This window comes from Kribbella qitaiheensis (assembly GCF_014217565.1).
Classification (GTDB): Bacteria; Actinomycetota; Actinomycetes; order Propionibacteriales; family Kribbellaceae; genus Kribbella; species Kribbella qitaiheensis_A.
Map to the genome: position 1 here is coordinate 5132195 of NZ_CP043661.1, position 22870 is coordinate 5155064.

The following is a 22870-nucleotide window of genomic DNA, read 5'->3' on the forward strand; positions in this document are numbered from 1 at the left end:
CGTAGAGTCGTAGCCGTGTCCAGAGGCAGGAGTGGAAGATGAGCTCGGTTGGCGACTTCGCAGGATTGTGGGAGCCGCGGCCCGGGTGGCTGAACACGGCGTCGTACGGGCTGCCGCCGCGGCCGGCCTGGGAGGCGTTGCAGGCGGCGCTCGGCGACTGGCAGGTCGGTGCGACGAGTTGGGAGCCGTGGGACGAGTCGACGACCCGCGCTCGCGAGTCGTTCGCCCGGCTGGTCGGGGCGGATGCGGCGGACGTCTTCGTCGGTAGCACGGTGTCGGCGGCGCTCGCGCCGATCGCGGACTCGTTGCCGGACGGATCGACGGTGCTGGTGGATGACATCGAGTTCACCTCGAACGTGTTTCCGTGGAAGGTGCACGAGGACCGCGGCATTCACGTCGTCTCGGCCGGTACGGACAAGCTGCTCGACGCGATTCGGCCCGGTATCGACCTGGTCGCGGTCAGCGCGGTCCAGTCGGCCACCGGTACCGTGCTCGACCTTGCCAAGGTTGTTGCTGCCAGCAAGGAAGTTGGCGCGCTGCTGGTCGTGGACGCGAGCCAGGCGGTGGGTTGGCTGCCGCTCGATGTCGCCGGGGTCGACGCGTTGGTCGCGCATGCGTACAAGTGGATGATGTCGCCGCGAGGGGCGACGCTTGGGTACCTGTCACCGCGGCTGCAGGAGCGATGCCGTCCGATGGCCGCCGGCTGGTACGCCGGTGAGGATGTGCACAGCTCGTACTACGGGACGCGGATGCGGCTGGCCAAGGGGGCGCGGAGGTTCGACCAGTCGCCGGCGTGGTTCTGCTTCGTCGGGGCGGCGCCGGCGCTCGAACTCATCGAGCAGATCGGGGTCGAGGAGATCTACCGGCACAACCTTGGGCTGGCGAACGAGTTCCGGGCGGGGCTCGGGTTGCCGCCTGGTGATTCGGCGATTGTCAGCGCTGAGCTGCCGGGGGCCGAGGAAGCGTTCGCGGCGGCGGGGATTCGGGCAGCGGTTCGTGGCGGGCGGCTGCGAGCGTCGTTCCACGTCTACTCGACCGAGGCCGATGTCCAGCTGGCGCTCAAGGCGCTGGAGGGGTTAATTACCTAGAGCCGGGTCTAGGAGTCGGGCTACCTTGGGCCGTATGACTGCGGATTTGAGTATCGGACAGGTCGCCGAGCGGACCGGGCTGAGCGTGCACGCGCTGCGGTTCTACGAGCGGGAGGGCATTCTCGCGGAACCGGTACGCCGGGAGGCGAACGGGCGGCGGGTGTACAGCGAGGACGACGTGGACTGGCTGGACATGTGCGTCAAGTTCCGCTCGTCGGGGATGCCGCTGGAGACGATCCGGCGATACACCGAACTGATCCGCCAGGGCTCAGGGAACGAGCAGGAGCGCCTCGAGCTGCTCCGCAGTCACCAGCAGCACGTCGCCGAGCAGATCGAGGAACTCACCGAGTGCCTGCGGGTGATCACCTACAAGGTCGACATCTACACCGACCACCTCAACCAGGGCACCGCAGACACCCTCTGGGTAGGCCCCTCGACCAACCCCAACAACTGCGAAGAAACAGCCTGACCCAGGCAGGCAGGAGGCTCAGGGAAGGCGTGCACAGTTCAGGACTTGCGGAGACCAAGAACAGCCTGTCGGGGGGCTGGGACATGAAATAGCTTGTCCGAGGACCTGGCATCTTGTCCGAGGTCACGCCACCAGCCCGGTCGGGATCAACGGACCCCCCGGAGCAACGCAGGTCACCTATATCTAAAAGGTCATTCGGCCGGGGTCGAGAGGCTTGACAGCTCTGGTGCGACGGTCGGTCCGTAGATGGCGTTCGGCTGCTTCTCGCAGTACGCCCAGTAGCGGTCGCCGAAGGACCAGTGCCACCACTCGGTCGGGTAGTTCACCAGCCCGGCGGAGGTCAGCACGTCGGCGAGCAGGGACCGGTTGGTGCGGGCCTCGCGGCTGATGTTGGTGGCGTCGAAGAAGCAGGCGCCGTCGCTCTGCTCGGGTGTCGCGTCGATCGGCGTACCGAGGTCGAACGGCCCGTTCTCACCGACCAGCGTCAGATCCACCGCGGCGCCGGCCACGTGCGGCGCGACCTCGACCGGCGAGACGAACCGGCTGGCCAGGACGTGCGCCTCCCGGTCGGAGATGCCCGGGTTCAGCTTCTCGAGCTCGGCGCGGTAGCCGTCGTAGATCTCCTGCTGGCTCTCGATCGGCCGGAGACCTTCGACGATGTGCAGCCGGACTCCCGTCGGCAGGAAGGTCTGCGCCACCGCGAGCCGGTCCGCGAGGCCCTCCCGGACGTACTGGCGTCCCTCGGCGGAGAAGCCGCGCGACTCCAGCTCGACCAGTGGCTCGCCGCTCTCGATCGCCGGGATCCGGGTGATGCGCTCGTCGCTCAGCAGGACGTGGGCCGTCACGCGGTCGCCCCTTCATTCTTGGCGATCGCGGTCTGGATCAGGGTGTCGACCACATCGGCGTACGACAGGCCGGCCGCCGCCCACATCCGCGGGAACTGCGAGGCCGGGGTGAAACCGGGGAACGTGTTGATCTCGTTGACCAGCGGCGGGCCGTCGGCCGGGACGAAGAAGTCCAGCCGGGCCAGTCCGGCGCAACCGAGAATGCCGAAGACCTCGAGCGCCGTACTGCGCAGCCTGTTCGCCAGCTCGGCGTCCATCGGCGCCGGGACGACGAACTCGGTGGCGGTGCTGTCGTACTTCGCGGTCGCGTTGAAGAACGGCTGGCTCGGATCCGCGTGGATCTCCAGCGCCGGGCCGACCTCGACCCGCCCGTCCGGGAACTCCAGCACCGACAGGTCGATCTCGCGGCCGACGATCTCCTGCTCGACCAGCACATGGGAGTCCAGTGCGGCGGCCGTGGCGAGCGCCTCGGCCAGGGACGGCAGATCCGTCGCCCGGGACGCGCCGATACTCGAACCGCCGCTGTTCGGCTTCACGAACACCGGGAACCCGATGCCGGCCGCCTTCAGCTGCTGGATGGCCGACTCGGCGTCGGTCAGATCCGCACCGCGCAGGGTGATGCCCGGCGTGACCGGGATGCCGTGCGCCTCGAGGACGGACTTGGTCAGCTGCTTGTCCAGCCCGACGGCGCTCGCGGTCACCCCACTCCCGACGTACGGGACCTTCAGGGTCTCGAGGAAGCCCTGCAGGACACCGTCCTCGCCGCCCTCGCCGTGCAGTGCGGGGATCGCGACGTCGCAGTCCAGCAGGACCCGGATGGCCTCCGGCAGACCTGCTGCCCAGCTGCCGTCCCGCTCGATGACGAGCGGTGCCACGGTGTGTCCCTTGCTCGCGGCGGCATCGGCGATGCCTTTCCCGCTGCGCAGGGATACCTCGTGTTCCGGGCTGGCTCCGCCACTGATCACGACCACCTTCACCGCTGTGCCTCCTCGATATAGCGACGCGGCACCCGGGCTCCGAGGCCGCAGTAGATCTCATGCGGAATGGTCTGGGCCCACTCCGCCCATTCGGCGATCGTCGGCTCGCCGGAGCCGCCGTCGCCGAAGATGGTCACCGGCTCGCCCGGCTCCACCGCCAGGTCGCCCGCGTCGACGACGAACTGGTCCATCGTGATGCGCCCGAGCACCGGCATCCGGATGCCCCGGCAGAACACACTGGCCTGCCCGGCCGCGATCCGCGGGATCCCGTCGGCATAACCGATCGGGACCAGCGCGATCGTCGTGTCGCGCGGCGTCACGTAGGTATGACTGTACGAGACGCCTTCGCCGGCCTTGATCCGGCGGACCTGGGCGACCTTGCTCATCAGCTTCATCGACGGCCGCAGCCCCGCGCCGGTCTCGTCGATCCCGAACAGGCCGGCGCCGATCCGGGCCAGGTTGCACTCGGGCGCGTCGAGCGTGATCGCGCCGGCGGAGTTGGCCAGGTGGACGTACTGCGGGGTCAGCCCGGCTCGCTTCGCCAGCGCGACGCCGGTGGTGAGCAGCTGGAGCTGGCGGCGGCTGTGTGACGCGTCGAGCTCGTCGCCGTGGGAAAGGTGCGACCAGACCCCACGGACAGCGATGGATCCCTGCGCCTCGTGGTACGCCGCCGCGCGGGTCAGCTCGATCCATTGGTCAGGGGTGCTGCCGCCGCGGTGCATGCCGGTGTCGAGCTTGAGATGCACGTTCCGCACGTTCGGCGCGGCGATCACGTGGTTCAGCTCCGCGACATTGGAGACGCTCACATCGACGTCGGCGAGCCAGATCAGCTCGGTCTCGTCGTACAGCCAGGTGAAGATCGGTGCGGTCAGTCCAGCGGCGCGCAACTGCATCGCCTCGCCGGCTCGCGCGACGCCCAGCCAGGTCGCCCCGGCGTCGAGCGCCGTTCGCGCCACGCGAGCGGCTCCATGCCCGAATGCGTCCGCCTTGACCACGGCCATGACCTCGGTGCCGGTGTGCACGCGGCGCTGGAAAGTCCTGACATTGTGGCGGATCGCCGACAGGTCCACGACAGCTTCGGCCAGGCCGAGCACGCGCTCGGCCGAGGTCCGGACCAGGTTCATATCGGTCATTGTTGTTGGTAGCAACGAGGCGCCGCATCGGACATTAGGGGGAGGTTCTCCGTCATCGGTACGACCCTGGTAGCACAGGCTTGCATAACGCAGTCTGACCCGGTTGATGCCGGAGAAGGAAATCCTCCGCCTGCGGGACACGTGTTCTAAGACGCCGCCGACAGCGAATTGGTTGACCCCGATCGGCTCATCTGATCCGGCCTGGACCAGTTCGACTTGGAGGTTGAACCCGCCGATGGCGCGCACCTATCCGTCGCATCCGCGGCGCATACCTCGCGGCCTCGAGGAGTTGATCGAGGCGGCCCGGGATGGCGGCCGGCTGCTGCGGCGGGCGGCGCGTCCGCTGTACAGGCTGCGCCCTGCCCTGGCTCAACCGCCGGCACGGGGCCGGCGCTGGACCGCGAGTAGCTCGGGGATACTTGCCCGGTGGACGCGACCGATCACCTGAAGGCTTCGCTCGAGGCGGCGGTTGCGTTGGCCAACGCGACCGGTGCGGAGTCGAACCAAGGGCGCGCCCGCGAGGCGCTGGATCAGGCGACCGTCGAGGCGGTTTTGCGGCTGACGACCAACCAGCCGCTCTCGATCGACGAGGTCGCGGTCGGTGAGTTCGCGACCGGGGGTGAGCAGATCTATCGCGCCCTCGTGCTGCTGGCCGAGGAGGAGACGGATGCCGCGGCTTCGGCGCTCAATGCGTTGCTCGCTTCGACCCGCGCTGCGCCGATGCTCAGGCGGCATCCGGAATCGGCGTGGCATCTGCACTTCGCCAGTGAAGGAGTGTCGGTCGCGACCGGCTGGCTGGCCGAGTTCGGTACCGCGGCGGCGATGCTGCTCGGCAGTGACGAACTCGACCGGCTCAGGTCCTGCGCCGCCGGGCGCTGCGACAACATCTTCCTCGATGCCACCCGCAACCACCGGCAACGCTTCTGCTCAACGGCTTGCCAGAACCGGACGAAGGTCGCCGCCTTCCGTTCCCGCGGCACGCAGACCTGACCCGGTCAGCATGGTTGCTCGCGGCAACCACTCGAGTCGCCGGTAGAGCTGCACCCCGTCGTACGTCGCCATCAGCAATCCGGTCGTCGCGCCCCGCTCGACCGCCCGCCGACTGAGCGCCGCCATCACCACACTCCCAAGCCCTCGCCGCCGATGCGCCGGCTCGGTATGAATGTCATGCATCACCGCATCCATCCCCACCACCCCCACCATCCCCCGAGCAGCCACACCCCCCGCCTCATCAACCACCCGCACCAACTCCACCACCCCGTACTCCGCAGCCGCCACTCCCCGCTCCACCCCGTGCTCCGCCGCTCCCGCCGCCGGCTCTGCCCCGTACTCCGCCGCCCGCTCCACCCCGTGCTCCGCCGCTCCCGCCGCCCGCTCCACCCCGTGCTCCGGCCCGGCCGGCTCCGCGCGGTCCGGCGACGCCACGGTCTCGAACTCCACGCGGTAGCCCGGTCCTGCTGCCGCAGTCGGATGATTCGCCAGGGCGATCGTCATCAGTGCCTTTCGCTCGGCGAACACGTCGAACCCGAGTTCGGTCAGCTCGGCGGCGACCTGACCTTCCCGATCGGTCGTCGTCACGGTCACCCAAGTATCCGGACCCGCGCCCGCGACCAGCCGCCGTACCGCCGCAGGCTCGTCGCTGAGTGCGAACAGCTCCCGCTCCCGCCCGGGCAGCCCGAGCACCACCTCGAGTCCGTCCCCATCCAGTAGCCGCGCCGGCGGTAGCCCCCGGCACAATCCCCAGCCACGCTGCCAACGCCTCACCAGTTCGTCCATGCCAACTAATGTAACTGCTTATCGCAAGATAGTCAGTTACAGCGCCATCTCCCGCCCGAGTCCCGACCCGCCACCGGTGACCACCGCGACCTGCCGCATACGCGCATTCCTCCAACGAAAGCTACTGGCCGAGCACGAAGGTCTGGATGGCGGTGACGGCCGCGCCGCGAGCCCAATCGGTGAAATCCGGAGCCAGGTGCACGATCGGGGGATCGACGGCCAGCAGTTCGCGGCCGGCATGCAGACCCTCGAGCAGATCAGCCTTGGCGACCTCGGCGAGACGGATCCCCTCGCCGCCGAGGATCACGCGCTCGGGCAGGGTGAAGTTCGCGGCTGCGGCTATCAACCGCCCGAGCGCCTGCCCCGCAGTACCGACGACTTCCGCGGCGACCCGATCGCCCTGCGCGGCGAGTTGGAGGCACTCTTCGTACTCGACCGCCCGGCCCAGCGCAGTACTGATCTGTTCTGTGATGGCCGCCGAGCTGAGCAGGACCATGGCGCAGCCGCGATGGCCGCGCTCGCAGAGTGGGCCGTCCGGGATCAGCGGGATGTGGCCGATCAGCCCGAGGCTCGCGTCGGCGTTGTCGACGACCTTGTCGTGCACCACCAGCCCGTACCCGATCCCGGCGCCGATCGTCAGCAGACAAAACCGGGTAACGCCACGGCCCGCGCCGAACCAGTGCGTTGCCTCGGTCAGCGCGAGCACGTCGTTGGCGACCACCACCGGTACGTCGGTGTGGGCCGCAAGCAGGAGCCCGAGCGGCACATCGGTCCAGTCGAGGAACGGCGCCCACCGGACATCAGCCCGTCCGGAAACCCGCCCGCCCAGCGTCACCCCGATTCCGCTGAGCTCGCTCTGCACCTTGCCGGCCAGGGATGAGGTCAGCTCGGCGATAACGGCGGCGACGTGCTCCGGGGTGTGGTCGGTGAGTGGGCGCTCGGCGGTCGCGATCACTTCGGCTCGCAGGGTCGTCAGTACGCCCACAGCCGCGTCCGCCGTGAGCTTGATCCCGGCGAAATGGTGTGAGCCGGGGATGATGTCGAGCGGCTGGGACGGGCGGCCGACCCGCGGATCGGTGGGCCCGGCGGAGACCTCGACGAGCAGGCCGGACTCGACCATCGGCTTGGTGATCCGGGTCAGGCTGCCGGGGGACAGGCCGACCCGGCGGGACAGTTCGGCTCGCGACAAGGGGCCGTCCAGCAGGATCTCCAGCGCGACCTGATGCGACGCTCCGGTCAGAGGTCGCCAGACACCCTTCGCCAACGGAGCTCCTTCCCTCGCTCGGCAGCCTACCTGCGCGTCGCCGCCCCCTCCCGGCTTCCTCGCCCCCTCCCGGCTTCCTCGCCCGTCGCCCTGCTCGCCTCGCCCTGCTCGCCTCGCCCTCGCCCTGCTCGCCTCGCCCTCGCCCTGCTCGCCTCGCCAGGCGCCCCCCTGGACGCAGATTGGGTTGTGGCTCCCAATTTGGGCAGTAGGATGACCGGCATGAGCGACTTCGCGGCCCGGTGGAGCGGCCGGACGAACTGGACCCGCGAAGTCGCAGCGCCGATGCGCGCGTTCCTGACCACCGAGGCCGGCAGTTCCGGCGTACTGGCGGCCGCGATCGTCGCCGCCCTCGCCTGGGCCAACCTCGCCCCCGGCTCGTACGACGCGTTCTGGCACACCGACCTTTCGTTCTCCTTCGGCGGCCATGATTTCGGCCTGGAGTTGCAGGAGTGGATCAACAGCGGATTGATGACGCTGTTCTTCCTCGTCGTCGGCCTGGAAGCGCGCCGCGAGTTCGACCTCGGCGACCTCCGCGACCGGACCCGGTTCGTGCTGCCGGTGATCGCGGGTGTCGCGGGCATGGTGACGCCAGTACTGATCTACCTCGCCTTCAACCACGGCGACGTCGGCGCGCACGGCTGGGGCGTCGCGATGTCCACCGACACGGCGCTGGCCCTCGGCCTGCTCGCGCTGGTGGGCCGCGGTGTGCCGGATCGCGTACGGGTCTTCCTGCTCACCGTCTTCGTCGTCGACGACCTGATCGCGCTGCTTGTCATCGCTGTCGTCTACAGCGAGAACATTTCCCTGCTGCCGTTGATGATCGCGATCGTCGCCTTCGCGGCGGTTCTGGCGGCGGCCATGCTCAAGGTGCGCCGGCCCTTCGTTTATGTTGCCCTCGGCATCGCTACCTGGGCCGCCCTGCTCACCAGTGGCGTGGACCCGGTCGTGGCCGGCCTCGCGATCGGCCTCACCGCATCGGCCTACTCGCCCGGCCGCGACGAACTGGAGCAGGCGACTGGCCTTTTCCGCCTCTTCCGCGAGCAGCCAACCCCAGAGCTGGCCCGTACCGCGACCGTCGGTCTCACCTCGACGCTCTCCCCGAACGCCCGGTTGCAGCACTTCTACCACCCCTGGACGAGTTACCTGATCGTTCCGCTCTTCGGTCTGGCGAACGCCGGCGTCGCGATCGGCATGAACTTTCTCTCGCAGGCGTTCAGCTCCCCGATCACGCTGGGGATCATCGTCGGGTACGTCGTCGGCAAGCCGCTCGCGGTGATCGCCACCTCGTCCGCGCTGGCCCGCTTCACCGGTGGCCGGATCCGTCCGCTGGTCGGCTGGGCCGGAGTCGCCGGCAGTGGCACGATCGCCGGCATCGGCTTCACCGTTTCGTTGCTGATAGCAACCTTGGCGTTCGACGGCCCGCAGCTGGCCGAGGCGAAGGTCGGTCTGCTCTCGGCGGTGGTGTTGTCTTCCGCGGTGACCTGGGTCGTGTTCCGGGTTGCCCGGATGCTCTCCCCGGCTCGCAAGGCGAAGGCGTTGCTCGGCGACGTGGAGCAGCTCGTCGACCTCATCGATCCGGTCGACCCCGACCGCGATCACGTCCGGGGCCCGGAATCCGCGTCGGTGACGCTGGTCGAGTACGGAGATTTCGAATGCCCGTACTGCGGGTTGGCGGAACCCGTAGTACGGGATCTTCTCCACGACGACGACCTCCGATATGTCTGGCGGCATCTGCCGTTGACGGATGTCCACCCGCGTGCGCAGCTCGCCGCGGAGGCATCGGAAGCGGCTGATGCGCAGGGCCGCTTCTGGGAGATGCACGACCTGCTGCTGGACAATCAGGAGCAGTTGCTGCCGAAGGATTTGATGGAGTACGCCGAGCGGTTGGGGCTCGATCCGCAGCGGTTCCACGATGACGTGAAGCGGCACGTCGCCGCGGCTCGCGTCGCGCAGGATGTCGAGTCGGCCGACCTCAGCGGCGTCTCCGGCACTCCGACCTTCTTCATCAACGGGCAACGGCACTACGGCGCGTACGACGTACCGACGCTCACCATCGCGATCAAGACGGCCCGGGCGCGAGCCGCCATCAAGACCGACGACCCAGGTCCGCTGCTTCGCCGCCGGTCGCGCGCCGATTCGGGCGGGCCGGTCTGAAGTTGAATGGCAGCATCTTGTAGTAGATGGTCATTTCTGCCACTTTCGGCAGGGTCGGGTGATGGCTGACGCTGAGAACTCCTGACTGAGAAGGAGTTCTGCGATGTCATCGGTGCTGAGTACTCTCCCCGCCGCCCAGGATGCGGCGGTCGCGCACTTCGCCGCCCGCTTGTCGTACGAGACCGACCCCTCCGACGTCGCCGCCGACATCGGGGCCGGCGTCACCGGCTGGGTCTTGGTCGACAGTCGCAGCCAGGCGAGCTGGGACCAGGGTCACGTGCCCGGCGCGATCCACCTGCCGACGGACGAGATCGCGGCTCGCGCGGGGTCCGTAGTACCGGATGGTGCGTCTGTCGTCACGTATTGCTGGGGCCCGGGCTGCAACGGCGGCACTCGTGCGGCGCTCGAATTCGCCAAGCTCGGCTACCCGGTCAAGGAGATGATCGGCGGCTTCGAATACTGGTCCCGCGAAGGACTGCCGGTCGAAACCGCCGCAGGCATCGACCGTCGCCCCACGGACCCGCTGTCCGCCCCGCTCGGCATTGCCTGCGCCTGCTGAGCTACAGGTTGGACAGGTGGTCGGCGTTGCCTCGGATCGCGGCTTCATAGCGTTTGATCTCTGGGGTTTCGAGGCGGTCGGCGACGAGCAGGAGCATCGTCGCCAGCGCCTTGTTCTCGCGGCCGGCCGCCTGGAGGGTGAGTGCCTTGAAGACGCGGAGCGAGTCCGACTCGGGGAACTCCTTGCAGGCAGCAACGAATACGTCGAGCGACTCGTCGAAGCGATCCAGGTTGCGCAACGTGCTCCCGTACTGCAGCAGGCATCGGCGCTTGGTGTCGCCGCTCAATCCGGGCAACGCCTGCTCGTAGTACGGGATCGCCTTTTCTTCCTGGCCGTCCGTGTCGTACGAGCCGCCGACCTCGTACAGCACGTACGGATTCCCCGGATGCTTCGTCAGCAGTTCTTCGAAGAAGTCGATGGTCGGCTGCATGTTCTCCCGGTCCCGCTTCGCGAACGCATCCGCGATCGTCGCCGCCAGCTCCGGTGTCAGGTTTTCGCTCACGCTTCCATCATGCCGCGCCCGGCATCACGCGCGGAGATCGAGGTGGGTGCGCGTCGGGTGGAAGCGCACTCGGCGGCCCGTGCCGCTTTCGTCGGGAGGTGCGTTCCAGTCGATGGTGGCGGTGCCGGTGAGGTGAAGGGTGGTTCCGGTGGCGAAGTCGATGAAGAGCAGTGCTGTCGTGGGATCGACGGCGATGTTGCCGAGGCTGTTGAACATGTTGTTGCCGGCATAGTCGGGCCACCACAGGTCCGGCCCGTCGATCCGGACGAAGCCCGGGGTGCCACCCTTGTGTGAGGTGTCGACGCCGCGCCCGGGATGCGTAGTACCAAGGAAGAAGGTGTCGGCAGCCTCGATCAAAGCAGCCTGTACTTCGCCAAGTTCGCCATCGGTTACCACCGACTCGGTGCTCGCCGCCGCTGGTGGTCTGTGCTCCGGATCGATGTACTGGGGGCAGTTCCCATAAGCCTGGTCCGCGTCGATTCGCAGTACGTCGGTCGCCGTCGTCAGATGGCCGTTCACGCGAACCCGGCGGCGGATCGCGAACTCGATCACGATCAGGCCGACTTCCTGGTCCGCGGGGAGTTCGTGCAGCGGGTCGCCCTTGGGAGGCGTCGCGTGGACGGTGAGAGTGGTGCCCTTCGCCTCGAGGAAACCAGCCGGTCCCTGCAGCGGCGAGGTCCACAGCAGGCCGTCCCGGTCGCGAGCCGTGATCGCGGCGAACTCACGCTGCGACAGGAACTTGGCGGCCCCACCATCCAGCAACGGCGGCCTGAGCATCCCCTGCAGCCTCGCGGCGTCGTGAGCGACCCCGGCCAGTTTCTGGACCTCGAGCTCGCCTTCGTGGAATCCGCTGGTCATGACTGCTTCGTTCGCTGGTAGTGACGCGCCACCCGGGCGCGATTTCCGCAGACGCTGCCGACGCACCACTGTCGGCGCTTGTGCTCGGCCAGGAAGAGCATCGAGCAGTTCGGATTCGCACACCGGCGCAGCGTGCTCAGCCGCTCCGGATCCGCCATCAACTCGATGACCTCTCCCGCGATCGCCGCCAGTGCCGCGCTCCCGCCGTACTCCGAATGCCACCGCGTCTCGGCATCCAGCTCGCGCCCCCGCAACACCAGCCGCCGACTACTCGGAGCCCCCGCCGAAGCCGCATTGATGTCCTCGACCGAGGTCGCCAACGGCCGCACCCCTGCCAGCTGCGAATCCAGCACATCCCGGATGGCCGTCCGCAGCCGCCGCGTCGCCGCCAGCTCGGGGAGCGGCCCGGATGGCAGCCGCCCCTCCTGAAGCTCCCACCACCCGGCGTACCGCTCAGGCGACTCGATCAGATCCACAGCCGGCTCACCTGCCAGCACCACCGTGTCCACCAGATCAAGCGCCACCAGCCGCTCCCCACCCATCATGAACCCAGCCGTCAGCACGTCTTCAACGCTCAGATCGGCATTAGCCATCAGCTGAACCTTCTTCCAGGTCTTCGGTCAGCTAGCACATACTAACGCCCAGGTTCAATTTTTACCATTAGTCGGCTTCGCGAAGGCCCGACTGAGCGGTACGGTCATCGCCGGTGTCGCCCGGATCGCTGACCGGACGGCGATGGAGCTCATGGTTCGCTAACCCGCTGGCGGGCCAAGCTCCGGCCGCTGCCCTCGCCGCTTCCGTCGCGTCTATTGATGTCCCCGCGGGATTCATGTGCCTCGGCGCCTGAATCGGCTGGCTCTGGCGTTTGGTTGCCGGGCGGCGCATGATCGGGCGCATGGGGGCAAGAGACGAACTACAGGCGATGGTGACTGGTTTCCGGCTGTCGGCGGCGCTGAGCGTGGCCGCGGAGTTGGCAATCTCCGATCTGCTGTCCGACGGACCACGAACAATCGATGATCTGGCGACTGAGCTGAAGGTGGACGGCGACTCGCTGCTGCGGTTGCTGAGGGCACTGAGCGCCGTGGGGGTGTATGCCGAGTTCGACGGCTCGTACACCAATACCTCGCTCGGGGAAGGCCTGCGTAGCGACGTACCGGCAAGCCTGCGGCCGTTGGCCAGGTTGAGTCAGGATCCAACCGTCTGGGCTGCGTGGGGGCATCTCCTGCACAGCGTCCGTACTGGCGAGAACGCGTTCAAGGCCTTGCAGGGGGTGGATGTCTGGGAGCATCGGGAAGCGCATCCCGAGCAGAACCAGATCTTCAACGACAACATGGCGGCACTCAGTTCGGCGGTCGCCGGTGGTGTCGCGGCGGCGTACGACTTCGGCGAGTTGTCGACGGTTGTCGATGTCGGCGGAGGTCAGGGCGCGCTGCTGGCCGCGGTACTGGCGAAGAATCCTCAACTGGCCGGGATCGTCTTCGACCAGGAGCACGTGGTCGGCCATACGGCGCCGATCGGTTCGTCGGATTCGGTCGCGGAGCGCTGGTCATTTGCCAGCGGCAACTTCTTCGATTCGGTCCCCGCGGCGGATGCCTATCTTCTCAAGTCGATCCTGCACGACTGGCCGGACGAGGAATGTGTGACGATCCTGCGCGCTTGCAGGAAATCGCTTGCACCCGGCGGCGTGGTACTGGTCGTCGAAGGGCTCCTCGGCCTGCCGGGCCACGAGGCTGAAGCCGCCTTCTCCGACCTCAACATGATGACCCTGCCAGGTGGCCGGGAGCGCACCGAACCGCAGTACGCGGCCCTCTTTGCCGCAGCCGATCTGGAGCTGACCCGGGTCATCCACACCCGCACCCGGTTGTCGATCCTCGAGGCGCGATGATCGGTTGCTGCTAGCAACTGATTCAGAGGGATGGCTCGTCGGGTGCCGAGAGGCTCAGTACCGCACCGGCGACGGCGGGGGAGGCGCTGATCTTCGCTTCGAGGGCTCGAAGGCGTACGGCGACGTGGGCCTCGGTGTCGTCACCGGTCAGATCGACGTCGCCGATGACCGAGATCATCCGCGGGCCGACGATCTCGAGCCGGAGATAGGTGACTCGGGCAACTTCCGGCGCGGCGAGCAACGCCTGCAGGGCGGCGTCGCGAACGCGGGGGTCGGCCTCTTGCCCGACCAGGAAGCGTCGGTTGCGGTTGATCAGGAGCAAGGCGACCCAGGCGAGCAGGATGCCGACCAGGATCGACCCGATCGCGTCCGGAATCGACGAGCCGGTCAACTGATGCGCGAACAGACCGGCGGTGGCGATGACGAGACCTGCCAGCGCTGCGGCGTCCTCAACGAACACGGCCCTGAGAGTCGGATCGGAGGTCGCCAGAACGTGTTCGATGAGATCGCGCTGCAGGGTCTTGGCTTCGGCTTTCGCCTGCCGGGTCGACTGCAGGAAGGAGACTCCTTCGAGCAAAAAGGAGACCGCGAGTACGACGTACCCGATGACGTAGTGCCCGGCAGGCTCTGGGGCGATCAGTTCCTGGATGCCGTGGGTGATGGAGACGGCCGCACCGGCGACGAACAGGCCCAGCGCGGCGAACAGTGACCAGACATACGCCTCCCGCCCATGCCCGAGCGGGTGCACCTCGTCCGAAGGTTTCTGGGATCGCCGGTTCGCGATGAGCAGGAAGACCTCGTTCCCCGCGTCGGCCCACGAGTGCGCCGCCTCCGCCAGGATCGACGCCGACCCGGTCACGATGGCGGCAACCGACTTCGCGATCGCGATCAGGACGTTCGCCCCGAAGGCGACGAGCACCGTCGTCACGCTCTCGGACCCGCCTGCCCCCGCCGCCCCCGGTACCGCCCCGAGCAGGTCGTGAGACTCAGCGTCTGTACCGCCCGGAACCTGCTCGTTCTCCTGCTCGCGCGCCATCAGCCAGTGGTAGCACATCCCCTTGTCCGGCCGCTGGATTTGCAGCTTTCGCCAGCCCGGGGCGCACTTCGGCCGGATCGACTCGATCTTCCTGGCCGGCGCCACCCTCGTCCTCTGCGCCTACTTCGCCTTACCCCCGATCACCACCGACACCTGAGCCTCAGGGTGTTGTGCGTGGTCGTCCGGGGTTGATCCGGGGATTGACCGCACTGTGCGGGGGAGTCCTGACGAGGACTATCAGGTTTGTCAGCTATCGGGTCGAACCGGATGAGGCCGGGGTCCGTGTAGAGGGCATACCGAACCCGTAGAGGCAGGCGATCATGAGAGCAGTCGCGGTGTTGGCACCGGCGATCGTGAACTCAGGGCGCCTGGTGGCCGGTCGGTATCGCTTGCAGGCGCTGCTCGGTCGCGGCGGGATGGGCCGGGTTTGGCTCGCCGAGGACGAACTGCTTCGGCGGAAGGTCGCGCTCAAGCAGTTGGTGCTCAGCGGTGAGGCCAACCAGGTCCGCGCCAGCGCGCTGGCCGAGGCGCGGTCGCTGGCGCGATTGGATCATGCCGGCGTGGTCAAGGTGCACGACGTCATCGAGGATTCCGGCGACCAATGGATCGTCATGGAGTACCTGTCAGGGCGAACCCTGGCCGAGACGGTCGCGGCGGACGGCCCCCTACCAATTCCCGACGTACGGCGAATGGCGCTGCACCTGGTCGACGCGCTGCGAGCGGTCCACGCTGCGGGGCTCGTGCACTCCGACGTCAAACCGGCCAACGTCCAACTGTGCGACGACGGGCGCGTAGTACTGACCGACTTCGGCATCGCCACCACCATCGACGACGAGCAGACGCTCCCGAGTGAGGTTCTCGCCGGCAGTCCGGCGTACATGTCACCAGAACGAGCCCGCGGCGACGCGGTCGGCCCGGCATCCGACCTCTTCTCCCTCGGCGCGACCCTGTTCGCAGCCGTCGAAGGCAGCTCTCCCTTCGGCGCCGGCGACCCCTTCACCACCCTGGTCGCGGTCGTAGAAGCCCGCCCCGCACCCTTCACCCACGCCGGCCCCGTCCGCCCGATCATCGAAGCCCTCCTCACCAAGAACCCGGCCACCCGTCCCACCCCAGACCAAACCACTGCAGCCCTCCTCGCCCTCTAGTCGGGCCATTGTCGGCGCCGGAACTGGAATTAGTCTTTTAATTGATATATATCGATGAACTGACTATATTGCCGTGCATGACAGTTTCCGAGATGCGTGAGCCGACCTTCCTGATCCTGGCCGCGCTGGCCGATGGCCCCAAGCACGGGTACGGAGTGATCGCCGAGGTGGCGCAGCTGTCCGGCGATCGGGTCCGGCTCCGGCCAGGCACCCTCTACGCCGCGCTCGATCGGCTCTGTGCGGGCGCGTTGGTCCGGCCGGCAGGAGAGGAGGTGGTCGACGGGCGCCTCCGCCGGTACTACGAGCTCACCGACTCGGGCGCCACGTCGCTGGCCACCGAGGCGGCCCGCCTCCGGTCCAACGCCGAGCAGGCGCTCCGCCGCCTCCGGCTCCGCCCGGCCGGCGGTGCCGCATGAGCGCCCCGGCCCAGATCCGTGCCTGGGAGCGGGCCGCTCTCCTTTGCTATCCGCGGGGTTGGCGCGCGGAGCGCGGGGACGAGGTCCTTGCCGTGATGCTCGACAGTGCTGAGGCTGAAGGACGAGACCAGATCGACCCACGCGACCTGCTCAACCTGGCTGCTCATGGCCTGCAGACCCGGCTGGCCCGGCTGAATCGCGTAATGCCGAGCCGAGTTCGCGACCGCGCGGCCCTCATCGCCGCGGCCATCGGTGCAGCCTTCTGCGTCAGCCTGCTCCTCTTCGCCGAAGGCGCCATCGGAGTACCGATGCCTGCAGCCGGCCACGACTTCACGTTGAGCGCACCGATCTACCTGGCCTGGCCGTTCGCCGTGGTCCTGGCCGTTCTCGGCCACACCAGGATCGCGAGGCTGCTCCTCGTACTGACCGCACTGGGTGCGGCCGCAGTCCCATCGCTCGCCACCGCGACCCACCACGCGCACGGCCCTCGCTGGCTGATGAGCTTCCTCGCTCTGCTCTGCCTGCTGGCCGTCTCCGGGAACCTCGGGCAAGACCGCACCGCCCAGCGCCGCCTGCTCTGGCTCACCACTGCCGCGACCATCTCGGTAGCAGCCGCCTTCGCCCTCTACTTCCAGACCGTCACATTCTCCGACGGCCTGTACCACGGCTACGAGCGGTACAACTGCTCGTACTTCACCGTCGCAGCCTTCGGCGTCGCCGTAGTGCTACTGCTCACCGGGCATCGGAGCTGGTCCGCGGCGTTCGCCTTGAACGGCATGGTCGGACTCGGCCTGCTCGCCCTGTTGCCGGGCCCTGGTGGCATCCACAGCACAGCATCAACCATCACCCCGCTCCCGCTACTCGTTCTCAGCACATTCCTTGCAGGAGGGGCCGCCGTAAGTGTCCAACAGCGCCGACGAACCAGCTGATTCGTCGACGCGGCGCCATCACTCCCACGCGGGCGACCGCAAGCGGGTCGGAAGACCCTGGTGACGTAGTGCTCGTCGTCGCCGGACTGGTCGCCGATAGCACCCGCAAAGCCAATAGCCCAGGGCCCGACCAGATGACACTCATCGAATCGCAACACGTGCGGGCCTGCCTCGCCGTCAACGGGGGAATCGACGAGGCAGGCGCTAGCGGCGGCGGACAGGCCGGCCAAAGTGCGTGTGGTCTAGACGGCTCAGCGACTGCTCATCGATGGCCTGGCCGTCCTGCCCGGGTGCCGGAACCCGTCTGGTTCGCCGTTGGATTCCTCGTTGAGCCACTTGGTGCTGAGGAAGACGATGCGGGTCCAGGAGCCGGAGGGTTCGGTCACGATCAGCGCCTGGCCGGCGAGCAGGCTGATGTCGGGACAGGTAGTCAGTGGAGTCGTCATCTGCAGGGACACCTGCGGCGTGATGCCACCCGAGCGTGCAGGGTACGTTGCGGGACATGCGCCGTGCACTGGTCGTGGACTTGTTCAGCACTCTGATTCCTGGTGGTCATGTCGAGCGCGAGGTGGTGCACCGGGAAATGGCGCATCTTCTTGGCGTGGAGCCGGAGGCATTCGCAGGGGCGTTCGAGGCCACGGCGTACGAGCGCTTCACTGGTGTGTACGGGGACCTGCCCAGCACGCTGCGGGAGATAGCGCGCCGAAGCGGAGGACAGCCGAGCGACGACCAGGTGCGTCGGGCGACTGAGCTGCGCCGTGCCCTCGCGCGTCAGCTCATCGGAGCTGTTCCGGCCTCGACATTGAGCGCGCTGGCGGCGCTGCGGGCCCTCGGATGGCGCACTGGTCTGGTCAGCAACATCACTTCCGAGACTCAGTTGCAGTGGCCGGACAGTGCTCTGTCGCCGTACTTCGAGGTCACCGCGTTCTCTGCTGAGGTCGGGGTGGCCAAGCCTGAGGCAGCGATCTATCTTGCGGCTTGCGAAGGGCTCGGCGTGGCCCCGACGGAATGTGTCTACGTCGCAGATGGCAGTGACAATGAACTGTCGGGAGCGGCGGCGCTTGGCATGCACGCGATTCGCACGACCGAGCACGCGAATAGCGACCCCGCCTGGGACGGCCCGACCATCAGTTCGTTCGCCGAGCTCCCCGCCCTGCTCGGAGCACCGATCTAGCGTTCCAGCTCTCTACCGGGTGTTCGAGGGGGCGTTTGCCGTACGGCATCTGAGCCCGTGGACGCCGTCCGGGTCATTGGCAGCTCTGGGCGTCCTGTCGCCGGCAGAGCAGCCGGACGGTTGAGTTCTGCGCCGATCGTGGCTGCCTGTACGCGGAGGGCCCGGTCGGCGAGCAAGGGATCGGCCAGGCGCACGACAGCGGCCGCCTCGAGGCCGGCAACAGCTCGGATCTCGGCCGGCAGTCGCTGGACCAGGTCTTGAATCCTCTTGAGAGTCCCGAGGTAGCGCAGTGCCTCGCGGTCGGACAGCGGTGGTTCGCGTTCTCGCGTGACTGCGTCGCGCGTGCCGGCCAGATGTCGCCTCGGCCTTCTCCATCCATTTGTGGCCGTCGATGCTCGTGTAGGCACCGACCGTGCGGTCGTCGTTCGCGACCAGTTCCTGGTACTTCGGGTGATGCGGTTTGCAGGTATCGAGGTCGAGGTTGATTGGGCGGCCCCGTCGCCTGGTCGGGTGTCGGTGGTTTCGCCTGCTTGGGCTTCTTGCAACAGTCGCTGGGTTGATCTCGATCCAATCCCACCTGAGTGCGAGATCGAGTGCGCCGCTGATGATGGCGCGGATTTGGCGGACACTTGAACGCCTCATTGGCTCGCAAACGCGCGGCTTGCACTCGACAACAACGCAGCCGGGCCTGGGCGCAGTCGTGCTCAACGACCGCCCTTCGCTGAAGGTCGCCCTGGCTTGCGCCGATGTCGGACTACCCGGCACTCGGGCGATCTGGTGGTCGACCATGTCTGCGCCCCGACAGATGGCCGAGCATTTCCGCAGTCGTCCATAGAACTGTTCCAGGACCTTGGCTGTGATCTGCGAGGTTGCCTGGTTGCCCAGCTGCGGTTTGATGCTCCGTCGGTAGTAGCCGCGATAGGTGTCGAGGGTTGTCTCGTCGCCGTCGTGCTCGGCCAGGTAGGTCTCGATGACGTACCCGAGCGTGGCCTTGGTCGAGGGCATTCCGCTGGCGATCGACCTGGGCCAGAAGCCCGGTCTGGATCTCGCTGGCCTTCTTCTCGTCGGTCGACTCGACGAGGTAAATCTCCTTGTCTGTGACGGGGCGAGGCCGGCGTGCACGAACACCTGCTCGGAGTCCCTCGCGTGACTCGCCTCTTGAGCCCAGGCAGAAGACGACCCGCACCTGGGCACGAGCCGCGACGGAGGAGCGGCGGACAGGGGCGGGCGGGAGCGCCGACGTAGGAGGTGCGTTGGGGGAGCTTTCCCCGGCGTACAGGACTGCTGGTAGGCCCCGTCGGACTCGAACCGACAACCCGCGGATTAAAAGTCCGCTGCTCTGCCAATTGAGCTAGAGGCCCCTGGGTGGTGGGGACAGTGTGTCAGGTTTGGGGGGAGTTTCGCTCGTTGGGGGGCACTAGCGGGTTCCAGTACCCGAAGTCAATGGATTCGGAGGGTGATTAAAAGGTTACGTACGGTTGAACCGGATCAGTCGAGCGCTCGTTCTACGGGGTGAAGGGCGCTGCTGGGCGGGTGAGGCCGGCTGGTGGCGTGGAACCCGTCCGTTCACCTGAGGAGTGAGTTATGGCTGTGTTGGAGCGCTGGCAGGACCAGGTCGTGGGGTTGTTCCGGATCGTGGTGGGGTTCATGTTCGCCACGCATGGGGTGGCTGCCCTGTTCGGGGTGCTGGGAGTGGAGAGGATCGAGCCGCTGGTGTGGCCGGGGTGGTGGGCTTCGGCGATTCAGACGGTGGGTGGGTTGTTGGTGTTGCTCGGGCTCGGGACTCGGTACGCCGCGTTGTTGTGCTCCGGGTCGATGGCGTACGCGTACTTCACCGTGCATCAGTCCGGGGCTTTGCTGCCCGTGCAGAATGGCGGGGAGAAGGCGGCGTTGTTCTCGTTCGCGTTCCTGTTGATCGCGTTCCTCGGGTCCGGAGCGTGGGCGCTGGAGAGCAGCCCGCTGCTAAAGAGGACAGAAAGAAGCGAGCTGGCGACAGCGTCAGACTGACGGCCCCGAGTAGCAGCCGATATGAAGTTCCATGACGACGGAGCAGGAGTGCCGATGGCTGACGACCGGGCGGCGCTGCTGCGCGAGTTGCACGATGTGCACGCGCCTTCGTTGTGGCGGTTCGTGGTCCGGCTGACGGGGGACGACCGGTTCGCCGAGGATGTCGTTCAGGAGACGTTGCTGCGCGCTTGGCGCCGGCCGCAGATCCTGACCGAGGACGAGGCGGGGGCCCGGGCCTGGCTGTTCACGGTGGCGCGCAATCTTGTCATCGATGACCGGCGGAGCGCCCGGGTCAACCGGGAGGTGGCCAGTGACGATCTGCCGGAACGGCCGAGCGCCGACCATGCGAACGCCGTACTGGACGCGTGGCTGGTGTCCGATTCGCTGGCGCAGTTGTCGGACGACCATCGCCAGGTGATCGTGCGCGCGTACTACGGGCGCCGTACGGTCACCGATATCGCGGCGGAGCTCGACATCCCGGCCGGGACGGTGAAGTCGCGGTTGCACTACGGGTTGCGGGCGCTGAAGCTGGCGTTGCAGGAGAGGGGGGTGACGAAGGAATGAGCGATCGGTACCGGGAGTGGGACGCGGGGTACCTGCTCGGCGCTTTGTCGGCGCAAGAACGGCGCGAGTACGAGGAGCATCTGCGGACCTGTCCCGAGTGCTCGGCGGAGGTGGCGTCGCTTGCCGGCGTACCGGGCACTCTCAAGGTGCTGCCGGACGACCGTGCGCTCGCGACGATCGCGGCCACTCCGCCGAACCTGCTGCCCGGTCTGGTGCGGACGGTGCAACGCGACCGTCGGCGCCGCCGGGTCCGGTTCGCCGGCGTGATCGCCGGGGTCGCCGCCACCGCTGCCGCGATCGGCGCGGTGGTGGCGATCCCGCTGGCCCGCGATGATCCGCCCGGCGACTACGTGGAGCTGGTGCAGACGGTGGCGAGCAAGTTGTCGGCGGATGCGCGGCTGGTCGACGAGCGGTGGGGTACGACGATCGAGATCAGTTGCCGGTACGACGAACTCGCGACGCCGAGCGAGCGTTCTCGCGGGTACGAGCTGTTCGTGACGGACGGTTCGGGGAAGGCGACGCTGATCGCGAGCTGGACCGCCGCACCCGGTACGACGGTGAAGCCCGCCGCCACCACCAAGCTGCATCGCGGCGAGATCCGTGCCCTCGACATCAGAAGTTCCGAGACCGGCCGGATCCTCCTCGCCGTGCACTTCTGATCGATCAGGGCCGGAAACGAATGGCTGGGACCGAATCGGGCACCAGTGAACTCAGGAGCGGCCAGTCGCTCGAGAGGCAGATCGGCTCCAGGTCCCGGCGTTCAGCCACGTGCGCCGGGATCGCCCTTTTCCCGGCGGATCTTCGGTCATAGCTCTGGTGTTAAGGTCATCCCGGTTGGGAAGTCAGCCGGCGGCGCAGCATGCCGCCCTGAGCGACTTTCCAAGGACCTACCCCCGTGACGACATTCCCCCTGACGCTTCCGGGCCGGGCAGCGTGAAGGACGAGTTCGCCCAGGAACTGGCCCGGATGGCCCAGGTTCTGCACGAGCGGCCCGATGTCGAGCAGACCGCCGAGCGGTTCCTCGAGTACGTACTCGCCGGGCTCGCCACCAGCCATGCGAGCGTCGTACTGACGCATCGCGGCGGAAGGCTGGAGTCTGCGGTCAGTACGGACGCGCTGGTGGAGGAGGCCGACCGGCTGCAGGTGGAGCTGGGCGAGGGGCCGACGTACGACGCTGTGCAGGAGGAGCGGAGCATGCTCAGCGGCGACGCGTGGGCGGACGAGCGTTGGCCGCAGTGGTCGGCGGGGATGGCGACCGTCGGGCTGCGCAGTGTCCTGTCGGTACGGCTCCGTACGCCGAGCAGCACGGTCGGCGTACTCAACCTCTTCGACCCCGCCGTAGACCGGTTCAGCGAATCCGACGACCTGACGGCCCAGGTGTTCGCGGATCACGCGGCGGTCGCGGTCGCGAACGCCCGGAGCGAGTCCAGTCTCTGGCAGGCGATCGAATCCCGGCGGTTGATCGGCCAGGCGCAGGGGATCCTGATGGAACGCTTCGACCTGAGCGAGGAGCAGGCGTTCGCCGTACTGCGGAGGTACTCGCAGGACAGCAACGTGCGGTTGCGTGAGATCGCCAAGCGGTTGATCCAGACGAGGAAACTTTCCTGATCCGTGTAACACCTGGGCTGTGATCGCCGATACACCGTCTGTAACGCCACTGAGGATCCCGCCCCAGGTCAACCGCCCGAAGGGCCTGGGGCGGGGTTCTCGTCAGTTGCTTGAGGTGCCCCGACCTGTGGTTACGTGCGAAGGCCCCCGGAGATTTCTCCCCGGGGGCCTTCGCGCGTTGCCTCCCCTACGATGCTCGCTCAGTCGGTCGGTCCGACTCCGGCAGGGCGATCCGGTCCGCCGGCAGGCTTTCCGTCTTCTCCGTACCGTCGTCGCCCTCGTACTGCACCATCCCGGTCCATCCCGTCTCCTCGTGCTCGCGGCCGATCAACCAGCCGGGGTGCCAGCGGCCGTCCACCAGGACGACCACATGGCTGGGCAGAGAGAGACGGGACACCAGTTCGGTGTCGGGCTCGAAACCAGTCATGGCCGAAGGGTAAGCCGGATCGGCGCAGAATGCCCACCGAGTGCGTGTTCGCTG

The 22870-nt window shown here is 67.7% G+C and carries 28 protein-coding genes and 1 tRNA gene; 16 read left to right on the top strand and 13 right to left on the bottom strand.

The genetic code is table 11. The annotated features are described in order from the left end of the window. Positions 1 to 38 precede the first annotated feature (38 nt). Positions 39 to 1088, top strand: coding sequence for an aminotransferase class V-fold PLP-dependent enzyme (locus F1D05_RS24335; protein ID WP_185442707.1), 1050 nt, complete (start codon positions 39 to 41; stop codon positions 1086 to 1088). A 34-nt stretch (positions 1089 to 1122) separates the two neighbouring features. Continuing rightward, positions 1123 to 1557, top strand: a complete 435-nt coding sequence (locus tag F1D05_RS24340; protein WP_185442709.1) for a MerR family transcriptional regulator — start codon at positions 1123 to 1125, stop codon at positions 1555 to 1557. A gap of 191 nt (positions 1558 to 1748) precedes the next feature. Here the strand turns inward: F1D05_RS24340 and F1D05_RS24345 are convergent, their stop codons facing one another. From F1D05_RS24345 to alr, 3 genes are read right to left on the bottom strand one after another with little or no spacing between them, the layout of a single operon-like run. Next, positions 1749 to 2402 (bottom strand): M15 family metallopeptidase, encoded by a 654-nt coding sequence (locus F1D05_RS24345; RefSeq protein WP_185442711.1) that lies wholly within the window; start codon positions 2400 to 2402, stop codon positions 1749 to 1751. After that, the gene (locus F1D05_RS24350; protein WP_185442712.1) at positions 2399 to 3379 is read right to left on the bottom strand and encodes a D-alanine--D-alanine ligase family protein; all 981 of its coding nucleotides are present in this window, start codon (positions 3377 to 3379) and stop codon (positions 2399 to 2401) included. Before F1D05_RS24350 ends, F1D05_RS24345 begins: the two co-directional genes overlap by 4 nt. Next, a complete protein-coding gene (gene alr / locus F1D05_RS24355; protein ID WP_185442714.1) occupies positions 3376 to 4503 on the bottom strand; it encodes an alanine racemase in 1128 nt (375 codons plus the stop codon). Before alr ends, F1D05_RS24350 begins: the two co-directional genes overlap by 4 nt. A 435-nt stretch (positions 4504 to 4938) precedes the next feature. Between alr and F1D05_RS24360 the strand changes: the two genes are divergently transcribed. After that, entirely contained in the window at positions 4939 to 5502 is a 564-nt protein-coding gene (locus tag F1D05_RS24360; protein WP_185442716.1) for a CGNR zinc finger domain-containing protein, read from the top strand. On the opposite strand, the gene F1D05_RS24365 is transcribed toward F1D05_RS24360, so the two are convergent. Continuing rightward, positions 5440 to 6288, bottom strand: a complete 849-nt coding sequence (locus tag F1D05_RS24365) for a GNAT family N-acetyltransferase (protein WP_206685818.1) — start codon at positions 6286 to 6288, stop codon at positions 5440 to 5442. The two genes, F1D05_RS24360 and F1D05_RS24365, sit on opposite strands and share 63 nt — an antisense overlap. A gap of 121 nt (positions 6289 to 6409) precedes the next feature. Continuing rightward, on the bottom strand, positions 6410 to 7552 hold the full coding sequence (locus tag F1D05_RS24370; RefSeq protein ID WP_185442717.1) for an ROK family transcriptional regulator: 1143 nt from the start codon (positions 7550 to 7552) through the stop codon (positions 6410 to 6412). Positions 7553 to 7771: 219 nt separating this feature from the next. Between F1D05_RS24370 and nhaA the strand changes: the two genes are divergently transcribed. Beyond that, positions 7772 to 9706, top strand: a complete 1935-nt coding sequence (gene nhaA, locus F1D05_RS24375) for a Na+/H+ antiporter NhaA (RefSeq protein WP_206685819.1) — start codon at positions 7772 to 7774, stop codon at positions 9704 to 9706. 103 nt (positions 9707 to 9809) lie between these two features. Beyond that, positions 9810 to 10265: a rhodanese-like domain-containing protein gene (locus tag F1D05_RS24380; protein WP_185442720.1), complete on the top strand. Its 456-nt coding sequence runs from the start codon at positions 9810 to 9812 to the stop codon at positions 10263 to 10265. Between the two features lies 1 nt (position 10266). Here F1D05_RS24380 and F1D05_RS24385 read toward each other — a convergent pair whose 3' ends face one another. Genes F1D05_RS24385 through F1D05_RS24395 form a run of 3 tightly spaced genes read right to left on the bottom strand, consistent with a single transcriptional unit; the run spans position 10267 to position 12218 of the window. After that, positions 10267 to 10767, bottom strand: coding sequence for a tetratricopeptide repeat protein (locus F1D05_RS24385; protein ID WP_246485931.1), 501 nt, complete (start codon positions 10765 to 10767; stop codon positions 10267 to 10269). A 24-nt stretch (positions 10768 to 10791) separates the two neighbouring features. Beyond that, entirely contained in the window at positions 10792 to 11625 is an 834-nt protein-coding gene (locus F1D05_RS24390) for a pyridoxamine 5'-phosphate oxidase family protein (RefSeq protein ID WP_185442721.1), read from the bottom strand. Then, positions 11622 to 12218 carry a CGNR zinc finger domain-containing protein gene (locus F1D05_RS24395; protein WP_185442723.1) on the bottom strand — a complete coding sequence of 199 codons (597 nt, stop codon included), beginning with the start codon at positions 12216 to 12218 and terminating at the stop codon, positions 11622 to 11624. The genes F1D05_RS24390 and F1D05_RS24395 overlap by 4 nt, the downstream gene beginning before the upstream one ends. Before the next feature lie 302 nt (positions 12219 to 12520). Between F1D05_RS24395 and F1D05_RS24400 the strand changes: the two genes are divergently transcribed. Beyond that, a complete protein-coding gene (locus F1D05_RS24400) occupies positions 12521 to 13510 on the top strand; it encodes a methyltransferase (protein WP_185442725.1) in 990 nt (329 codons plus the stop codon). Between the two features lie 22 nt (positions 13511 to 13532). Here the strand turns inward: F1D05_RS24400 and F1D05_RS24405 are convergent, their stop codons facing one another. Then, a complete protein-coding gene (locus F1D05_RS24405; protein WP_185442726.1) occupies positions 13533 to 14546 on the bottom strand; it encodes a cation diffusion facilitator family transporter in 1014 nt (337 codons plus the stop codon). Between the two features lie 22 nt (positions 14547 to 14568). Between F1D05_RS24405 and F1D05_RS42125 the strand changes: the two genes are divergently transcribed. The 4 genes from F1D05_RS42125 to F1D05_RS24420 all read left to right on the top strand — a co-directional run bounded on the left by F1D05_RS42125 (position 14569) and on the right by F1D05_RS24420 (position 17036). Then, positions 14569 to 14703, top strand: coding sequence for a hypothetical protein (locus F1D05_RS42125; RefSeq protein WP_281388737.1), 135 nt, complete (start codon positions 14569 to 14571; stop codon positions 14701 to 14703). A gap of 163 nt (positions 14704 to 14866) precedes the next feature. Then, positions 14867 to 15691 carry a serine/threonine-protein kinase gene (locus tag F1D05_RS24410; RefSeq protein WP_185442728.1) on the top strand — a complete coding sequence of 275 codons (825 nt, stop codon included), beginning with the start codon at positions 14867 to 14869 and terminating at the stop codon, positions 15689 to 15691. Between the two features lie 77 nt (positions 15692 to 15768). Next, on the top strand, positions 15769 to 16107 hold the full coding sequence (locus F1D05_RS24415; RefSeq protein ID WP_185442730.1) for a PadR family transcriptional regulator: 339 nt from the start codon (positions 15769 to 15771) through the stop codon (positions 16105 to 16107). After that, positions 16104 to 17036: a hypothetical protein gene (locus tag F1D05_RS24420; protein WP_185442732.1), complete on the top strand. Its 933-nt coding sequence runs from the start codon at positions 16104 to 16106 to the stop codon at positions 17034 to 17036. The genes F1D05_RS24415 and F1D05_RS24420 overlap by 4 nt, the downstream gene beginning before the upstream one ends. 251 nt (positions 17037 to 17287) lie before the next feature. Here the strand turns inward: F1D05_RS24420 and F1D05_RS24425 are convergent, their stop codons facing one another. Then, positions 17288 to 17482 carry a hypothetical protein gene (locus F1D05_RS24425; protein ID WP_185442734.1) on the bottom strand — a complete coding sequence of 65 codons (195 nt, stop codon included), beginning with the start codon at positions 17480 to 17482 and terminating at the stop codon, positions 17288 to 17290. 56 nt (positions 17483 to 17538) lie between these two features. Between F1D05_RS24425 and F1D05_RS24430 the strand changes: the two genes are divergently transcribed. Then, positions 17539 to 18210 carry an HAD family hydrolase gene (locus F1D05_RS24430; protein WP_185442736.1) on the top strand — a complete coding sequence of 224 codons (672 nt, stop codon included), beginning with the start codon at positions 17539 to 17541 and terminating at the stop codon, positions 18208 to 18210. A gap of 12 nt (positions 18211 to 18222) precedes the next feature. Here the strand turns inward: F1D05_RS24430 and F1D05_RS43135 are convergent, their stop codons facing one another. Then, positions 18223 to 19215: a zeta toxin family protein gene (locus F1D05_RS43135; protein ID WP_185442738.1), complete on the bottom strand. Its 993-nt coding sequence runs from the start codon at positions 19213 to 19215 to the stop codon at positions 18223 to 18225. Here F1D05_RS43135 and F1D05_RS24440 point away from each other — a divergent pair. Next, positions 19181 to 19360, top strand: coding sequence for a hypothetical protein (locus tag F1D05_RS24440; RefSeq protein ID WP_185449860.1), 180 nt, complete (start codon positions 19181 to 19183; stop codon positions 19358 to 19360). The genes F1D05_RS43135 and F1D05_RS24440 overlap by 35 nt on opposite strands. 135 nt (positions 19361 to 19495) lie before the next feature. Here F1D05_RS24440 and F1D05_RS24445 read toward each other — a convergent pair. After that, positions 19496 to 19571: transfer RNA gene (locus tag F1D05_RS24445), tRNA-Lys, on the bottom strand. A 223-nt stretch (positions 19572 to 19794) separates the two neighbouring features. Here F1D05_RS24445 and F1D05_RS24450 point away from each other — a divergent pair. From F1D05_RS24450 to F1D05_RS24465, 4 genes are all read left to right on the top strand, one after another. Continuing rightward, entirely contained in the window at positions 19795 to 20217 is a 423-nt protein-coding gene (locus F1D05_RS24450) for a DoxX family protein (RefSeq protein WP_185442740.1), read from the top strand. A gap of 54 nt (positions 20218 to 20271) precedes the next feature. Continuing rightward, positions 20272 to 20781, top strand: coding sequence for a sigma-70 family RNA polymerase sigma factor (locus F1D05_RS24455; RefSeq protein WP_185442741.1), 510 nt, complete (start codon positions 20272 to 20274; stop codon positions 20779 to 20781). Continuing rightward, on the top strand, positions 20778 to 21440 hold the full coding sequence (locus F1D05_RS24460; RefSeq protein ID WP_185442743.1) for an anti-sigma factor family protein: 663 nt from the start codon (positions 20778 to 20780) through the stop codon (positions 21438 to 21440). Before F1D05_RS24455 ends, F1D05_RS24460 begins: the two co-directional genes overlap by 4 nt. Before the next feature lie 175 nt (positions 21441 to 21615). Further along, positions 21616 to 22389, top strand: coding sequence for a GAF and ANTAR domain-containing protein (locus tag F1D05_RS24465; protein ID WP_185442744.1), 774 nt, complete (start codon positions 21616 to 21618; stop codon positions 22387 to 22389). Positions 22390 to 22576: 187 nt separating this feature from the next. Here F1D05_RS24465 and F1D05_RS24470 read toward each other — a convergent pair whose 3' ends face one another. Beyond that, on the bottom strand, positions 22577 to 22816 hold the full coding sequence (locus F1D05_RS24470; protein ID WP_185442746.1) for a hypothetical protein: 240 nt from the start codon (positions 22814 to 22816) through the stop codon (positions 22577 to 22579). Positions 22817 to 22870: the final 54 nt, after the last annotated feature.

Coding starts and splice junctions, on each gene's coding strand:
- F1D05_RS24335 (WP_185442707.1), top strand. CDS start 39: ATGAGCTCGGTTGGCGACTTCGCAGGATTGTGGGAGCCGCGGCCCGGG.
- F1D05_RS24340 (WP_185442709.1), top strand. CDS start 1,123: ATGACTGCGGATTTGAGTATCGGACAGGTCGCCGAGCGGACCGGGCTG.
- alr (WP_185442714.1), bottom strand. CDS start 4,503: ATGAACCTGGTCCGGACCTCGGCCGAGCGCGTGCTCGGCCTGGCCGAA.
- F1D05_RS24365 (WP_206685818.1), bottom strand. CDS start 6,288: ATGGACGAACTGGTGAGGCGTTGGCAGCGTGGCTGGGGATTGTGCCGG.
- nhaA (WP_206685819.1), top strand. CDS start 7,772: ATGAGCGACTTCGCGGCCCGGTGGAGCGGCCGGACGAACTGGACCCGC.
- F1D05_RS24380 (WP_185442720.1), top strand. CDS start 9,810: ATGTCATCGGTGCTGAGTACTCTCCCCGCCGCCCAGGATGCGGCGGTC.
- F1D05_RS24390 (WP_185442721.1), bottom strand. CDS start 11,625: ATGACCAGCGGATTCCACGAAGGCGAGCTCGAGGTCCAGAAACTGGCC.
- F1D05_RS24395 (WP_185442723.1), bottom strand. CDS start 12,218: ATGGCTAATGCCGATCTGAGCGTTGAAGACGTGCTGACGGCTGGGTTC.
- F1D05_RS24400 (WP_185442725.1), top strand. CDS start 12,521: ATGGGGGCAAGAGACGAACTACAGGCGATGGTGACTGGTTTCCGGCTG.
- F1D05_RS24405 (WP_185442726.1), bottom strand. CDS start 14,546: ATGGCGCGCGAGCAGGAGAACGAGCAGGTTCCGGGCGGTACAGACGCT.
- F1D05_RS24410 (WP_185442728.1), top strand. CDS start 14,867: ATGAGAGCAGTCGCGGTGTTGGCACCGGCGATCGTGAACTCAGGGCGC.
- F1D05_RS24415 (WP_185442730.1), top strand. CDS start 15,769: ATGACAGTTTCCGAGATGCGTGAGCCGACCTTCCTGATCCTGGCCGCG.
- F1D05_RS24420 (WP_185442732.1), top strand. CDS start 16,104: ATGAGCGCCCCGGCCCAGATCCGTGCCTGGGAGCGGGCCGCTCTCCTT.
- F1D05_RS24425 (WP_185442734.1), bottom strand. CDS start 17,482: ATGACGACTCCACTGACTACCTGTCCCGACATCAGCCTGCTCGCCGGC.
- F1D05_RS24430 (WP_185442736.1), top strand. CDS start 17,539: ATGCGCCGTGCACTGGTCGTGGACTTGTTCAGCACTCTGATTCCTGGT.
- F1D05_RS24440 (WP_185449860.1), top strand. CDS start 19,181: ATGACGTACCCGAGCGTGGCCTTGGTCGAGGGCATTCCGCTGGCGATC.
- F1D05_RS43135 (WP_185442738.1), bottom strand. CDS start 19,215: ATGCCCTCGACCAAGGCCACGCTCGGGTACGTCATCGAGACCTACCTG.
- F1D05_RS24450 (WP_185442740.1), top strand. CDS start 19,795: ATGGCTGTGTTGGAGCGCTGGCAGGACCAGGTCGTGGGGTTGTTCCGG.
- F1D05_RS24455 (WP_185442741.1), top strand. CDS start 20,272: ATGGCTGACGACCGGGCGGCGCTGCTGCGCGAGTTGCACGATGTGCAC.
- F1D05_RS24460 (WP_185442743.1), top strand. CDS start 20,778: ATGAGCGATCGGTACCGGGAGTGGGACGCGGGGTACCTGCTCGGCGCT.
- F1D05_RS24470 (WP_185442746.1), bottom strand. CDS start 22,816: ATGACTGGTTTCGAGCCCGACACCGAACTGGTGTCCCGTCTCTCTCTG.